The sequence below is a fragment of the Microbacterium sp. KRD172 genome (assembly GCF_017168295.1).
In the GTDB taxonomy this organism is placed as follows: domain Bacteria; phylum Actinomycetota; class Actinomycetes; order Actinomycetales; family Microbacteriaceae; genus Microbacterium; species Microbacterium profundi.
This window is the reverse complement of the sequence record NZ_JABFAS010000002.1, coordinates 2,400,590-2,414,089: the sequence shown is the minus strand read 5'-3', so window position 1 is coordinate 2,414,089 and position 13,500 is coordinate 2,400,590. Positions and strand designations below refer to the sequence as shown.

Annotated in this window: 16 protein-coding genes; 6 read left to right on the top strand and 10 right to left on the bottom strand. The window is 68.4% G+C overall.

Features of this window, described 5'->3' with window-relative positions:
* Positions 1 to 105: 105 nt before the first annotated feature.
* Genes J1M43_RS12045 through J1M43_RS12030 form a run of 4 tightly spaced genes read left to right on the top strand, consistent with a single transcriptional unit; the run spans position 106 to position 3,620 of the window.
* Positions 106 to 1,062, top strand: coding sequence for an ABC transporter ATP-binding protein (locus tag J1M43_RS12045; RefSeq protein ID WP_206476830.1), 957 nt, complete (start codon positions 106 to 108; stop codon positions 1,060 to 1,062).
* Between the two features lie 2 nt (positions 1,063 to 1,064).
* Entirely contained in the window at positions 1,065 to 1,826 is a 762-nt protein-coding gene (locus tag J1M43_RS12040; RefSeq protein ID WP_241245227.1) for an ABC transporter permease, read from the top strand.
* Between the two features lie 10 nt (positions 1,827 to 1,836).
* Positions 1,837 to 3,009, top strand: a complete 1,173-nt coding sequence (locus J1M43_RS12035; RefSeq protein WP_206476829.1) for a sensor histidine kinase — start codon at positions 1,837 to 1,839, stop codon at positions 3,007 to 3,009.
* Positions 3,006 to 3,620 (top strand): response regulator transcription factor, encoded by a 615-nt coding sequence (locus J1M43_RS12030; protein WP_206476828.1) that lies wholly within the window; start codon positions 3,006 to 3,008, stop codon positions 3,618 to 3,620. The genes J1M43_RS12035 and J1M43_RS12030 overlap by 4 nt, the downstream gene beginning before the upstream one ends.
* 27 nt (positions 3,621 to 3,647) lie before the next feature.
* On the opposite strand, the gene J1M43_RS12025 is transcribed toward J1M43_RS12030, so the two are convergent.
* Positions 3,648 to 4,862: a hypothetical protein gene (locus J1M43_RS12025; protein ID WP_206476827.1), complete on the bottom strand. Its 1,215-nt coding sequence runs from the start codon at positions 4,860 to 4,862 to the stop codon at positions 3,648 to 3,650.
* A 97-nt stretch (positions 4,863 to 4,959) separates the two neighbouring features.
* On the opposite strand from J1M43_RS12025, the gene J1M43_RS12020 reads away from it, so the two are divergent.
* Positions 4,960 to 5,331: a VOC family protein gene (locus tag J1M43_RS12020; RefSeq protein WP_206476826.1), complete on the top strand. Its 372-nt coding sequence runs from the start codon at positions 4,960 to 4,962 to the stop codon at positions 5,329 to 5,331.
* A gap of 33 nt (positions 5,332 to 5,364) precedes the next feature.
* On the opposite strand, the gene phnN is transcribed toward J1M43_RS12020, so the two are convergent.
* Genes phnN through phnG form a run of 9 tightly spaced genes read right to left on the bottom strand, consistent with a single transcriptional unit; the run spans position 5,365 to position 12,463 of the window.
* Positions 5,365 to 5,922 carry a phosphonate metabolism protein/1,5-bisphosphokinase (PRPP-forming) PhnN gene (gene phnN / locus J1M43_RS12015; RefSeq protein ID WP_206476825.1) on the bottom strand — a complete coding sequence of 186 codons (558 nt, stop codon included), beginning with the start codon at positions 5,920 to 5,922 and terminating at the stop codon, positions 5,365 to 5,367.
* Positions 5,919 to 7,097: an alpha-D-ribose 1-methylphosphonate 5-triphosphate diphosphatase gene (locus J1M43_RS12010; protein WP_206476824.1), complete on the bottom strand. Its 1,179-nt coding sequence runs from the start codon at positions 7,095 to 7,097 to the stop codon at positions 5,919 to 5,921. The genes phnN and J1M43_RS12010 overlap by 4 nt, the downstream gene beginning before the upstream one ends.
* The gene (locus tag J1M43_RS12005) at positions 7,097 to 7,777 is read right to left on the bottom strand and encodes a DUF1045 domain-containing protein (protein WP_206476823.1); all 681 of its coding nucleotides are present in this window, start codon (positions 7,775 to 7,777) and stop codon (positions 7,097 to 7,099) included. Before J1M43_RS12005 ends, J1M43_RS12010 begins: the two co-directional genes overlap by 1 nt.
* On the bottom strand, positions 7,774 to 8,526 hold the full coding sequence (phnL, locus tag J1M43_RS12000; RefSeq protein WP_206476822.1) for a phosphonate C-P lyase system protein PhnL: 753 nt from the start codon (positions 8,524 to 8,526) through the stop codon (positions 7,774 to 7,776). The genes J1M43_RS12005 and phnL overlap by 4 nt, the downstream gene beginning before the upstream one ends.
* Positions 8,523 to 9,335, bottom strand: coding sequence for a phosphonate C-P lyase system protein PhnK (phnK, locus tag J1M43_RS11995; RefSeq protein ID WP_206476821.1), 813 nt, complete (start codon positions 9,333 to 9,335; stop codon positions 8,523 to 8,525). Before phnK ends, phnL begins: the two co-directional genes overlap by 4 nt.
* Complete coding sequence (locus J1M43_RS11990) at positions 9,332 to 10,228, bottom strand: alpha-D-ribose 1-methylphosphonate 5-phosphate C-P-lyase PhnJ (RefSeq protein WP_206476820.1); 897 nt, start codon at positions 10,226 to 10,228, stop codon at positions 9,332 to 9,334. Before J1M43_RS11990 ends, phnK begins: the two co-directional genes overlap by 4 nt.
* Positions 10,225 to 11,343 carry a carbon-phosphorus lyase complex subunit PhnI gene (locus J1M43_RS11985; protein WP_206476819.1) on the bottom strand — a complete coding sequence of 373 codons (1,119 nt, stop codon included), beginning with the start codon at positions 11,341 to 11,343 and terminating at the stop codon, positions 10,225 to 10,227. The genes J1M43_RS11990 and J1M43_RS11985 overlap by 4 nt, the downstream gene beginning before the upstream one ends.
* A complete protein-coding gene (phnH, locus tag J1M43_RS11980) occupies positions 11,343 to 11,981 on the bottom strand; it encodes a phosphonate C-P lyase system protein PhnH (RefSeq protein WP_206476818.1) in 639 nt (212 codons plus the stop codon). The genes J1M43_RS11985 and phnH overlap by 1 nt, the downstream gene beginning before the upstream one ends.
* Positions 11,978 to 12,463, bottom strand: coding sequence for a phosphonate C-P lyase system protein PhnG (gene phnG, locus J1M43_RS11975; protein ID WP_307823425.1), 486 nt, complete (start codon positions 12,461 to 12,463; stop codon positions 11,978 to 11,980). The genes phnH and phnG overlap by 4 nt, the downstream gene beginning before the upstream one ends.
* 180 nt (positions 12,464 to 12,643) lie before the next feature.
* Between phnG and phnF the strand changes: the two genes are divergently transcribed.
* On the top strand, positions 12,644 to 13,396 hold the full coding sequence (gene phnF / locus J1M43_RS11970) for a phosphonate metabolism transcriptional regulator PhnF (RefSeq protein ID WP_206476817.1): 753 nt from the start codon (positions 12,644 to 12,646) through the stop codon (positions 13,394 to 13,396).
* Positions 13,397 to 13,500: the final 104 nt, after the last annotated feature.

The window sequence follows — 13,500 nt, the reverse complement described above, 5'->3', positions numbered from 1 at the left end:
GAGCGGCAGTGTTTGCGACTTGAAGCACACCGCATGACACCTGTCACGAGTATCCGGTGACACCGCCGTCCGGACACCGCAGCCGGCGCCCGCCAGGCTGTAGGCATGAGCACAGCACCGGACACACGGGCATCGACGAAACCGCGCGCCACAGCATCCGACGATGCCGTCGTCATCACCAATCTGCACCGGCATTTCGGCCTGGGCGAGCGCACGGTGAAGGCCGTCGACGGTGTGGATCTCAGCATCCGCCGTGGCGAGGTCATCGCACTTCTCGGCCCGAACGGCGCCGGCAAGACGACCACGCTCGACATGCTGCTGGGGCTCACCGATCCCAGCGACGGCACCCTCTCGGTGTACGGCCAGAAACCCATCAAGGCAGCCAAGGCCGGTGTGATCGCCGGCGTGCTGCAGACCGGCGGCCTGCTGTCTGACCTCACCGTGCGCGAGACCGTCGAGGTCATCGCATCGCTGCACGGCCGGGAGGCGCTCTCCCGTGTGCCCGATGTGCTCGCCAGCACCGAACTTGCGCCCATTGCCCGGCGCCGTCTCTCGAAATGCTCCGGCGGTGAGCAGCAACGCGTCAAGTTCGCGCTCGCACTGGTCGCCGACCCCGACATCCTCGTGCTCGACGAGCCGACCGCCGGCATGGATGTCAACGCCCGCCGGCATTTCTGGGACGTCATGCGCGCGGATGCGGATGCCGGTCGAACGATCATCTTCGCCACGCACTACTTGGAGGAGGCGGAGCAGTTCGCACGACGCACCGTGGTGATGCACCGTGGTGTCATCGTCGCCGATGCTCCGACCGCGCAACTGCGCGCCAACCTCGGCGGCCGCACCGTCGCCGCAAGCCTTCCTGCAGGCGGCGCCGACACGATCGTCCGGCAGCTGACCGCGACCGAGGGCATCGTCGACGTCCACGTCGACGGCGATCGCGTGAGCCTGCGTGCGAAGGATTCGGATGCCGCGGCATCCGCTCTGCTGAACGCCGGCGCGCACGATCTGGAGATCACCGCCCCCACCCTCGAAACCGCCTTCACCGCTTTGACGGAGGACTGATCATGACCATGACGATCTCACCCACCATGATGCGCATCGAAGCGATGCGGCAGCTCCGCAACCCCTACACGCTCGCCTTCACCCTCGCGATGCCGGTGGCGATGTACCTGCTGTTCGGTGCGAGCATGGGCTACGGCTCGATGTCGGCCGGGCACGGCAACGTCAAGTTCTACGTGATGGTGTCGATGGGAGCATACGGAACGGCCGTCGCCATGAGCTCGCTCACATCGCTCGCCGCCAGCGAGGCGAAGCAGGGCTGGGGCCGCCAGCTCGCCATGACCCCGCTCGGCACAGCCGGGTACGCGATGACGAAGCTGCTCACGGCGGTCTCGTTCGCCGCGCTCGCCGTGGTCCTCGTGTTCGCTGCGGGGCTGCTCACCGGGGCGGAGGCTGCTGATGCGTGGCGCTGGTGGGCTGCGGCGGGGATCATGCTCGCCGTCGGACTCATCTACGGTCTCTACGGACTCGGGGTCGGGCTGTTCTTCAACTCCGACTCTGCGGCGGCCCTGGCATCCATCTCGATGACCTTCTTCGCGTTCTTCGGAAACGTGTTCATCCCGCTCGATGGCGTCATGCTCGACATCGCCCGGTTCACTCCGCTGTACGGTTTCGTCGCGCTGAGCAGGTGGCCGTTGACCGACGGCACGCTCACCACAGGGCAGAGCGATCCGCTGTGGGTGCTCCTGCTGAACATCGTGGTGTGGCTCGCGGTGTTCGCCGTGCTCGTGGCCGCCGGGGTGAAGCGCTCGCGTTCGCGCCGATAGGGTCGACAGCATGGCGGATGACGTGACCAGGGATGCCGCAGCTGCGGCAGCCGCCGGTGCCGCTCCCGCAGCCTGGGCCACTCGCGGCAGCCGCCGGCGCAGCGTCGGTTCCGGTGCGCCGTGGGAGCGGTTCGGCTGGTTGATGGCCGTCGTCTGGCTCGTATTCCTGGTGTATCCGCTGATGGCGCTGCTGCGCTCGGATGCCGCCCAGGGGTGGATCGCCACCGGCTGGGTGGGGCTCGGCGCGTTCATCGTCGTCTACGTCGCCGGCTTCATGAACGGGATGAGCTTCGGCGGCGGCGGGCTGACCACGCCGCCGAAGCCGATCCAGTGGGCGGCGTTCGCAGGTCTCATCGCGTGCGCGGCGCTGGTCGTCCCCAGCGTGGGCGGCGCGGCGCTGGGCTTCCTGCCGTTCATCATGTCCTTCGCGTCGTACGGACTGACCCGTCTCGCTCATTGGACCACGATGGCGGCCTGCGTCACGCTCACTGCGGTGATGCTCTTCTTCACACCGCAGGGCATGGACAACCTGACCATCTTCGCGATCGTCCTGCTGCTCGGCGTCGTCAACACCGTCTCGACCAGCTTGATCATCCGCTCGGCAGAGGCCGAGCAGCTCGGTCTCGAACTCGCCACGAGCGAGGCCCGAGAGGCGGTGGCGCGCGACGTGCACGACCTCGTGGGGCACTCGCTCACCGTCGTCAGTCTGAAGGCGCAGCTCGTGCGGCGGCTCGTCGACAGTGATCCGGAGCGCGCCAAGGCCGAGCTCGCCGACATCGAGTCGCTCACGACCGAGGCGATCGCGGGTGTGCGCGCCACGGTGGCGGGCGTGCGCAGCGCGGCGCTCGTCGAGCAGCTGGCCTCCTGCCGGGACGCGTTGCAGTCGGCCGATGTCGTGATGCTCGTGGACGGTGACGCCGCCGCCCTCTCGCCCGCGCAGTCGCTGACGGCGAGCTGGATACTGAGAGAGGCGACGACCAATGTGCTCAGGCATGCAGAGGCGCGCACGGTCACGGTGCGCATCGCACCAGGCAACCTCGCGGTGATCGACGATGGCGCGGGTTACGGGGGAGACGAGGGCAACGGAGTGAGGGGGATGCGCGAGCGCGCCACGATGAGCGGCGCGGCTTTCGCCGTGCGGGCGGACGAGAGCGGTGGTACGTGCGTGGAGGTGACCTGGTGACCGACCCGATACGACTGGTGATCGTCGATGATCAGGCGATGCTGCGAGGCGCCCTCACTGCACTGCTGGAGCTCGAGGACGATCTGACGGTCGTCGGAGTCGCCGGAGACGGTGAGGACGCGGTGAAGGTGGTCGCCGACACCGCGCCGGACGTCTGTCGCATGGACATCCAGATGCCGGGGATGGACGGAATCGCCGCGACGCGGGCGGTGCGGGCCGCGAGCGCGGCGACCAGGGTGCTGATCGTGACGACGTTCGCGAGGCCCGGTTACCTGCGCGCCGCACTGGATGCGGGCGCGAGCGGATTCGTCGTGAAGGATGCGCCGGCCGAACAGCTCGCCGATGCCGTGCGCCGTGTGCACGCAGGATTGCGGGTCGTGGACTCTGCACTCGCCGAAGCCAGCGTCTTCGAAGGCGCGAACCCCCTCAGCGAGCGCGAGCAGCAGGTGCTCCGACTGGCCGCAGACGGACGCAGCGCCGCGGCGATCGCCTCCGAGGTGTTCCTGTCGGCGGGGACCGTGCGCAACAACCTGTCGGCGGCGATCGGCAAGGTCGGCGCGGCGAATCGTGCGCAGGCGGTGCGGATCGCGCAGGACAAGGGCTGGATCTGACGCTGCACGACCCCACCTGTCGACCGCTCAGCCGTCCGCTGCGGGTTCGGCCCGCATTCGCTGCGCCGCGGCCTGCTTCTGCCGTGCGAGCCAGGTGTGGTTGGCGATCGCGGCACGCACCTCCTCGGAGTAGTCACGTGCGCCGTCGGGGTGTCGGAGGAGATTCCTCAGGTGGAAGGGGGAGTCCTCCCGGTGGGGGCTGCTGTCGTCGATTTCTCTGGCGAGACCGGTGAGGTAGTCATGGCCGTCGTCGCGATATCCCTGTCGCTCCGAGTCGTCCAAGCGGATCACGCACTGATCGTCCGCCATCGTACTGATCGTGTACCGCGACTCGAGGTACAGCTCGCCCTTCTGCTCGACCAGGAACCATGAGCCCGGCTCGTGATCGACATATCGCATCGCGCCCTGCGCCTCTGCGATGCGAGCGGCATCGCCCCATTCCTCGATGGGGGGAATCGCCTCGAGCGGACGCCTCATCGCGGTGTCGAAGGGGTAGTACGCGAACGTCGGTGCGGCGTCTCGATACAGTGTGAGGCACGCGACCCGGTGGCATGCCGAGCAGGCGACCTGGCTCTCCACCTGTTTCATCAGGGCGGAGGCATGAAGGAGGTCGAGGTCGGCGAGTGGGACGACTCCTCGTTGCTCCTCGACTTGACCGGCACCCACCGCTGCACGCAGTGCATCGATCGTGCCGTCCACATCGAAGGATCCGTCGCCTCGGCGTACGATCAGGTCGCGGCACACAGGGCAGTCCTCGTCCGCCGGACGGCAGGTGCGCCCAGGATCGTCCACCGTGACGACGACGCGCTGGAGGTCACCGGCCCGATAGCCCCCGTGCTTCACGAACTCGGGTCGCACATACCCCGATTCGAGAACGAAGTACCGGTCGCCGGCGGCGAAACGCCATGTCACGTCGAAGACCTTCTTGAAATCGGAGAAGGTCGCGTCGTTGTCGACACCCGGGATCCAGTCCGCCACGTCGAGTCCGCGCGGAGCGAACGGTGTCGTCGCGATATGCAGGATCACGGCGATGATCGCATCGTCGTGAAGGACGAGCTCTCCGCCCGAGCCGAAGCGCACATGCCGCGACAGCACTGCCGGCTCTCCGACCCGACGTTCATGAGCTTCGACGGGCCCGCCGCCCAACGCCCCGATCAGGCGACGCGCGGGCTCGTCCTCCGGCCCGGCACCGAGCGCCGCGAGGATGGTCTGCAGCCGGCCGTTCTCCGGATCTGGTGTCATCGGACCAGTATCCGCCATTGGCGCTCTGGTGCGATGTCGGTGGCCGCGCGTACCGTGAACGTCGACGGGCGCCGACGCCCGCCAGGAGGAGCGAGTGATGGACTGGAAGATCGAACTCATCCATGTGCCGGTCAGCGACGTCGACCGGGCGAAGGACTTCTATGTGAAGATCGGCTTCAACGCCGACCACGATCAGGTCGTCCACGAAGGTCTGAGGTTCGTGCAGATGACTCCGCCTGGGTCGGCCTGCTCGATCGCCTTCGGCGAGGGCCTCGGCCTCGATCTCGAACCGGGTCAGCAGAACACGATCCAGGTCGTGGTGCCTGACGCGGATGCCGCGCTCGCACAGCTGCGCGATGCCGGTGTCGAGGCGAACGGCGTCGACGAACAGGCGTGGGGCCGGTTCGTGACGTTCGACGACCCCGACGGCAACACCTGGACGCTGCAGCAGCTTCCCGACCGGAGTTGATACGGCAGGTCGACGCAGCACAGCCCCGCGGGGTCAGCGCGGCACGACCTCCCGCACGTGGCGGAGGAACTCGACGAGGCGTTCGCAGGCTTCGTCGAGTGTGCCGTCGTTGACGATCTCTAGGTCGACAGGGTGCTCGGGCGCCGGGTCCGGTCGGGAGACGCGCGCCGCAGCCGCCTCGCGGGTCTCCCGGCCACGGGCGATGATGCGCGCCAGGCGGATCTCGTCCGACACCGTGATGCGCACCACCCGCGCTTCTCCGAACAGCGCCGGCAGCTGCGCGACCACGCCGCGTGAGACGTTGGCCACGACCACGCCCCCGGCAGCGACCGTCGTCCGCGCCGACGCGGGGACGCCGTACGCGAGACCATGCGCTCGCCAGGTCAGGGCGAGCTCGCCGCGATCCTCGGCATGCGCGAACCCGTCGTCCGTGACCGAGATGCAGTCCTCGCCGTCGCCTGTGGGGCGCGTGATGAGGCGGCGGGGGAAGACGATGTCGTCGCAGTCGGCCAGCGCGGCCCTGGCATGCTCGATGACGGTGTCCTTGCCGGCTCCGCTCGGTCCGACGATCGCGACGAACACTCCGCTCATGCGACCCTGGTCCCTTCGCGCCAGACACCGCGCACGATAGGGAGCGCCGAACCGAGCGGATGCTGCTCCGCGGAAGCGCCGGCGTACGCGTGCACGCGCACGAGATCGGCGCGCGTACCGGCCGCGATGACACCGCGATCGTCGAAGCCTGCCGCGCGGGCGGCGTTGGCGCTCACCAGTGCGACACCTTGCGGAAGCGTCACGTCTCCGCTGTGGAACAGATGGAAGACAGCGTTCAGCAGGCTCGAGGGAACGTAGTCGCTGGAGAGCACGTCCAGCAGCCCGAGGCGGAGAAGTTCGGTCGCGGCCACATTGCCGGAGTGAGAACCTCCGCGGATGATGTTCGGGGCTCCCATCACGACGAGTTGACCGGCGGCACGTGCCGCACGAGCGGCTTCGATCGTCGTGGGGAACTCCGAGATCCGCACGCCCGCCGCTGCCGACTCGTCGATGTGCGCCTGGGTGGCGTCATCGTGCGCGGCGATCGTGATGCCGCGCGCGGTGGCGCGCTCGACCATCAGTCGTCGATTGTCCGCGGAGAACTGCGACGAGTACTGGTGCAGAGCCTCCACATGCTGGTCGAACTGCTCGTTCGTGAAACTGTGCTTGCCGACCATGTAGGTGCGGAACGCCTCGACATCGGCGTACTGGCGCTGACCAGGGGTGTGATCCATCAGAGAGATCAGCCGCACGCGCTCGTGCCCTCCGATGTCGTCGAAGACCTCGACGACATCCGGCGTCGCGACCTCGCAGCGCAGGTGCACATGGTGATCCGCGCGCAGCAGTCCCGCCTCGGCCGCGTGCACCACGGCATCCATGAGCACACGCGCCCTGCCTGCCAGACGGTTCTCGCCGGGTCCGCTTCCGATCCGCAGCGCATCGAGCACCGTGGTCATGCCCGACGCGGCCATCTGCGCGTCGTGGGCGATCACCGCGGGGATGGGGTCCCAGAATCGCTGGGGCCGGGGCTGGAGGTGGCCTTCGACCTGGTCGGTGTGCAACTCCACGAGGCCCGGCAGCAGGTAGTCCTCGCCCAGGTCCTCGTGAACGGTGCCGTCGGCCGAAGGGCGCGCGACCGCCGAGACCTCGGTGATGCGCCCGTCCGCGACGCGCACGGATCCGTGCACGATCTCGTTCTCGAGCACGATGCGCGCGTTGGTCAACGTGTATGACATCAGGTGGTCTCCTGTGGGGTTCGGAGGGCGAACGGATGGACGGACAAGAGCTCGAATGCGGCGCCGGGAGCGGGTTCGACGCAGATCGCGATCGCCGTGAGCGGTACGTCGACGCCGGTCACCGGAGCGAAGTGCTCGTCGAGTGCGGCGTCCACCCCTGCGCTGCGCTCGACGGGCACGGCATCCGTCAGCGTCAGGTGGAAGCGGAACTCGTCGAGCACATACGGGTAGCCCCAGCGTTCGAAGAGTTCGCGCTGCCGGGGCGTGAGCCGCTCCGGTCGGCGCCGACGGACATCCTCCGGGCTGAGCGGCGCACGGAACTCGTCGAACACCTGCACGCTCTCGGCGGCGAGGTCCGCGAGCGCGGACTGCTGTCCTGGTGCGGGAACGAGCGCACGGAACGCGTCGATCGCGGTCACGCGCGGTGCGCGGATGCTCAGTGGCCGGTGCTCAGCCGCGAACGCGTCGGCCGCCGCGCGCAGCTCCGCCTCGGTGCGACCGTCCGCCAGGCGCATCGGAGCCTTGAGAGTGGCATGGAACCCGTAGCGCCGCGCATCGGATGTGAGGTCGCGCACGTCCTCACGGGCGAGCCATGCCTCGGCTGCATCGCGCAGACGGCGGGCGGCATCCGCATCAGCGTCATGCGCTCCCGGAACGGCGTACACGGCGTACCTCGTCACGCGGCGACCTCCTCTCGTGCCGGCGTGAACGCCTGCACATCGACCACGGCATCCGCCACGGCCTCGCGCACGTCCGCGTCATGGAAGATCGCCAGCATGCCGGACCCTCTGCCGAGGCTCTCGCGGATCAGGTCGATCACGACCGCACGATTGCGGGCGTCGAGCGACGCGGTCGGCTCGTCGAGCAGCAGCAGCGGACGATCGATGATGAAGCCGCGCGCGACGTTCACGCGCTGCTGCTCGCCGCCGGAGAACGTCGCGGGAGGCAGCTTCCACAGCCGTTCGGGAATGCTCAGTCGTGCCAGGAGGGCGCCGGCACGGTCACGGGCCTCCGGGCGGTCGACACCGCGCTCGACGAGCGGCTCGGCGACGACGTCCAGCGCGGGAACGCGAGGAACGGCGCGGAGGAACTGGCTGACGTAGCCCACGGTGTCGCGCCGCGCCGCGAGCACCTGCCGCGGTTGCGCGGCGGCGAGGTCAAGGACCTCACCGTGATGACTCAGCAGGATGCGCCCCGAGTCGGTGCCGTAGCTGCCGTAGATCATCTTCATCACGGTGCTCTTGCCAGCGCCCGATTCGCCGCCGAGCACGACGCACGTCCCTCGTGCCACGTCGAAGGTCAGCCCGCGCAGCACCGGGAGGCGCTGGGACTCCTGCAGGTGAAGAGTGAAGGTCTTCGCGACGTCGATCACGGAGAGCACGGCATCCGTCGGCAGATCGTGCGATTCGTTGTGGATCATGAGGTTCATCCCTGGAGGATCGATGAGACGAGCAGTTGGGTGTACGCGGCCTGCGGGTCATCGAGCACCCGATCGGTGAGGCTCGACTCGACCACGGCGCCGTCTTTCATGACGAGCGTCCGGTGCGAGATCAGACGCGCGACCGCGAGATCGTGGGTGACGATCACGACGGCCAGACCGAGTTCGGTCACGAGCGAGCGGATCAGATCGAGCAGACGCGCCTGGACAGAGACATCCAGACCGCTGGTGGGCTCATCCATGAAGACGAGACGCGGCCCGAACACGAGATTCCGCGCGATCTGCACGCGCTGCCGCATTCCCCCCGAGAAGGTCGAAGGGGAATCGTCGATGCGCTCGGCGGGGATCTCCACACGCCCCAGCCAGGCCTCCGCCTCGGCTCGGATGCTGCCGTAGTGCCGCCAGCCGTTGGCCATCAGCGGCTCGCCGACGTTGCCTCCGGCGCTGACGTGCATCCTCAGTCCGTCGGCGGCGTTCTGGTGCACGAACCCCCATTCGGTGCGCCACAGTCGGCGCACCTCCCGTTCGCTGAGCGTCGCGAGATCGAGCAGCGCGTGGCCGGCGCCCTGTGCGCCCTCCAGCCCGTTCTCGGAAGTCGTCAGGTAGCTGATCCGGCCCTCATCCGCGGAGAGCCGCTGCGACAGCATCCCGAGCAGCGTCGACTTGCCCGAGCCCGATTCGCCGACGACGGCGAGTACCTCACCCGGCCACAGGTCGAAGCTCACGTCCCGGCATCCGAAGCGGTCCCCATAGCGATGCCCGGCGGCATCAACGCTGAGCAGGGGAGTCTCGTCGATCATGCGTTCATCTCCGTGTCGTGGCGTTCAGCGTCCTGGTCGAGCCGCGCGGCGGCGGCCGTGCGCTCGCAGTGGTCGGTGTCGGAGCAGACGAACATCGCCCCGCCGCTGTCGTCGGTGATGACCTCGTCGAGGTACACCCCGCGCGAGCCGCAGATCTCGCACGCCTGCTCGAAGGTCTGCGGCTCGAACGGGAAGTCGTCGAAGCCGAGGCTCACGACGTCGGTGTAGGGAGGGACGGCGTAGATCCGCTTCTCGCGTCCCGCGCCGAACAGCTGCAGCGCGGGGTTCTGATGCATCTTCGGGTTGTCGAAGCTCGGGGTGGGCGACGGGGCCATCACGTAGCGGCCGTGCACGAGCACCGGATAGTCGTACGTCTTCGCGATGTGCCCGTACCTGGCGATGTCCTCGTAGAGCTTGACGTACATCAGACCGTACTCCTCGAGAGCATGCATGCGCCGGGTCTCGGTCTCTCTGGGCTCCAGGAAGCGCAGCGGCTCGGGGATCGGCACCTGGTAGACGATGATCTGCTGCTCGGCCAGGGGCGTCTCCGGGATCCGGTGCCTGGTCTGGATGATGGTGGCCTCGTCCGTGCGGGTCGTGCTGGCGGTTCCCGCGACGCGTTCGAAGAACTGCCGGATCGACACGGCATTCGTGGTGTCGTCGGCGCCCTGGTCGATCACTTTCAGAGTGTCCTCGTCTCCGATGATCGACGCGGTCACCTGTACGCCGCCGGTGCCCCAGCCGCGGGGCATCGGCACTTCGCGCGATGCGAACGGCACTTGGAAGCCGGGGATCGCGATGCCCTTGAGCAGCGCTCTGCGCACGACGCGTTTGGTCTGCTCATCGAGGTAGCCCTCGTTGTAGACGATGCGCGGTGAGGTGGAGAGGCTCATGATCCGACTCCCTTCTCTGCAGCGTCATCAGGACGCGAGTCCTCGGCGTGGCGTGCGTCGAACTCGGCGCGGAGTCGGCGTATCAGCCCGAGTTCCGCCTGGAAGTCGACGTAGTGCGGCAGTTTGAGATGCTCGACGAACCCGGTGGCCTGCACGTTGTCGGCGTGCGAGATCACGAACTCCTCGTCCTGCGCCGGCGACACGACGCGTTCGTCGAATTCCTCGCGGCGCAATGCACGGTCCACGAGCGACATCGACATGGCCTTGCGCTCCGCGCGACCGAACGTGAGGCCGTACCCGCGGGTGAACTGCGGCGCCTGCTCGGCACTGCCCACGAACTGGTTCACCATCTGGCACTCGGTCACCTCGATCCGTCCGATCGGCACCGCATGACCGAGTTCAGGGATCTCGAGCTCGACCTCGACCTGTCCGACGCGCACCTCTCCGACGAAGGGATGGTTGTTGCCGAACCCGCGCTGCGTCGAGTATCCCAGCGACAGCAGGAACCCCTCGTCGCCACGGCTGAGCGCCTGCAGCCGCGCCGCCCTGGTCATGGGATACACGGTCGGCTGCCTCGTGAGATCCGCAGGGTCCGGGTCCGTCCATCCCTCGGCCGGACGATCCGGTTCGATCAGGGCGTCTATTCCGAGCAGGTCGGTGACTCTCGGCATGGACTGCTCCTCGACGGGATCCGAGGCGGGCAGGTCGGGCGTCTCCAGCTCGTCCACGAGCAGCCGGTGCGTGTAGTCGAACGTCGCGCCGAGCTGTTGACCGCCGGGCAGGTCCTTGAAGGTGGCCGACACGCGCCGCTCCGACGGCAGTCCAGCGGTGTCGATCGCGACCGTGTGGCCGAACCGGGGCAGTGTGGTGCGGTACGAGCGCAACAGCGTGACGGCTTCGAGCACGTCGCCCTGTGCCTGCAGCAGGGCCTTCGCCGCGAGGTCGGGGTCGTAGAGCGACCCCTCGGTCATCACGCGTGCGACGAGCACGCCCATCTGATCGCGCATCTGCGTGTGATCGATGCGGGCGGCATCCGTCTCACCTCGACCGCGTTTCGCGAGCAGCGCGTGCGCGTTGGCGATCGCCTTCTCGCCTCCCTTGACGGCGACGTACATCAGGCGCTCCTTCTGTCGAGACCGTGCTGCAGAGCGCCCGTGAGCGCCGTCGTTCTTGGCAGCCCGCAGACCGTGTGCTCGTGGGCGAGGATGAGGTCGACGCCCCGCGGGTACAGCGCGCGATTCTCCTGCCACTGCGGAAGGAATCCGTCGGGGAGTCCGGCGCCGTCCCACGTGCGGGTTTCGCGGATGCCGGGACCGCTGGCGGTAAGGCCGTCGATGCCCGCGCATGCGCGTGCATCGATCACGAGTGTCGCCGATTCATGCGGTTCTTCGTCGGTTCCGCGCGACAACGCCGACAGCGCGGGTGCGGTCTCCGGTGAGGAGGCGATCGCGAACGATGCGTCTGCCGGGGCGTCGACGATGCGTGCACCGGTGTGGAACACGATCCAGGCCTCGACCTCGGGTGCGCTGCGCAGTGCGGAGTCGAGCCAGACGGGGGTCTGCTCGTCGCACAGCGTCAGGATCACCGCTCCGAGTGCGGCGCCCAGCGGCTCCGGCGGTGCGACCACGGGATCGATGCGCTGGGGCGTGGTGGGTCGTGCGAGGGCCTCCATCACCGCACGGAACACGCGCTGCGCGTCTCGCACGGGATGGGCGAACCCCGGAGTGTGGTTCCGGGCGGTCAGCATGCTCATTCGTGCTCCCTTGCGACGGTGAAGAAGTCGACCACGGTGCTCCGCGCGTCCGCTCCGGCTTCGGCATCCCGCGCGCTCTGAGCGCGTTCGAGAGGTTCGATCACCTCGGCGAGGACGCGTTCGCGCTGCGCGGGAGCGCTCAGCAGCGCATCGAACACCGCGGCGAGTCCCGCGTGCTCGGGGTGGCTGCCGAGCACGTACGATGTGCCGCTCGCGCCGTCGACGCCCGGTCCATGAAGCATCACTGTCGCCCTGGCCACGGTCGCCTCGCCCAGATTGAACCGGTCGCCGGTGCCGCCGATGCGCCCCTGCACCATGACGAGCCCGGCTTCCGGTCCTCGCAGGTAGGTGACGTCCGGCCGCTGCGACCACTGAGCCCACAGCGCGCTGAGTTCATCGAGTGACGCCTGCGACAGCGCGCGGGCGGCGCGTCGACGTTCGTCGACCGAGGTCTCGTGCGCCCCGTTCGTGTCCGCTGTCACGATGCGATGTCCTTCACGTCCGACTCCTTCTTGCTGCGTAAAGTTATCTACGTATCTATACAACTCGACAGTAGGCCGGTATGGTCGAGAAGGAAAGCGCACCGGGACAACTTCGGCGCACCAGACGATGAACAACAGGTGAATCGGTCACGGCCGCAGGGTCCGGAGGGCAGGAGTGCGATGACGAACCCCGACGCGGCCCCGCGTTCGAACAGCGGCTATTCGGCGTGGAGGCTCATCACCGAAGAGCTGCGCGGCGAGATCTCCGAGCGGCGTCTGCGGCCGGGGGACCGGCTGCCGACCGAGAACGCGATCGCGGAGCGGTACGGCGTGAATCGTCACACGGCCCGCCAGGCCATCGCCGCGCTCGCGCAGGACGGACTCATCGAATCGCGACGGGGGAGCGGCACCTTCGTCACGGGTGAGTCGGTGCTCGTGCACCGGATCGGCCTGCGCACCCGGATGATGCGCAGCCTCGGTGAGGAGGAGAGCACCCGGACGAAGAGCCGCGTGCTCGACAGCGCGACCGAACCCGCGCCGGCGGACATCGCGCTCCGGCTGGGCATACCCGGCGGGGAGGCGGTCAGGATCGAGAGCACGCGGTCGGTCGGCGGCCATCCGATCTCCATCGGCACGCACTGGTTCGCCGCCGAACGGTTGCCTGACATCGCAGGAGCATTCCGGCGCACCGGGTCGTTCACCGCGGCCCTCGCCGCGCAGGGCGTCGACGACTACGTACGCGCCTCCACTGTGGTCGGCGCGCGGCACGCGACAGCGCAGGAGGCGGAGATGCTCGAGATCCGTCCAGGAGCGATCGTGCTCGTCGCCGAGGCGCTCGACACCCTTCCCGACGGCACCCCGCTGCAGCACCTGGTGACGCGCTTCGCCGCACAGCGCGTGCGCCTGGACATCGAGCCCCCGCATCCGGAGTGAGGGGCTGCGCCCGCATCGGCTCGGCCTGTCGCGGCGGGAATAGCGAGAGCACAATGGATGCTGTGTCCTGAGCACGTTCGCGGATCAGCCCGCGATGCAGATGG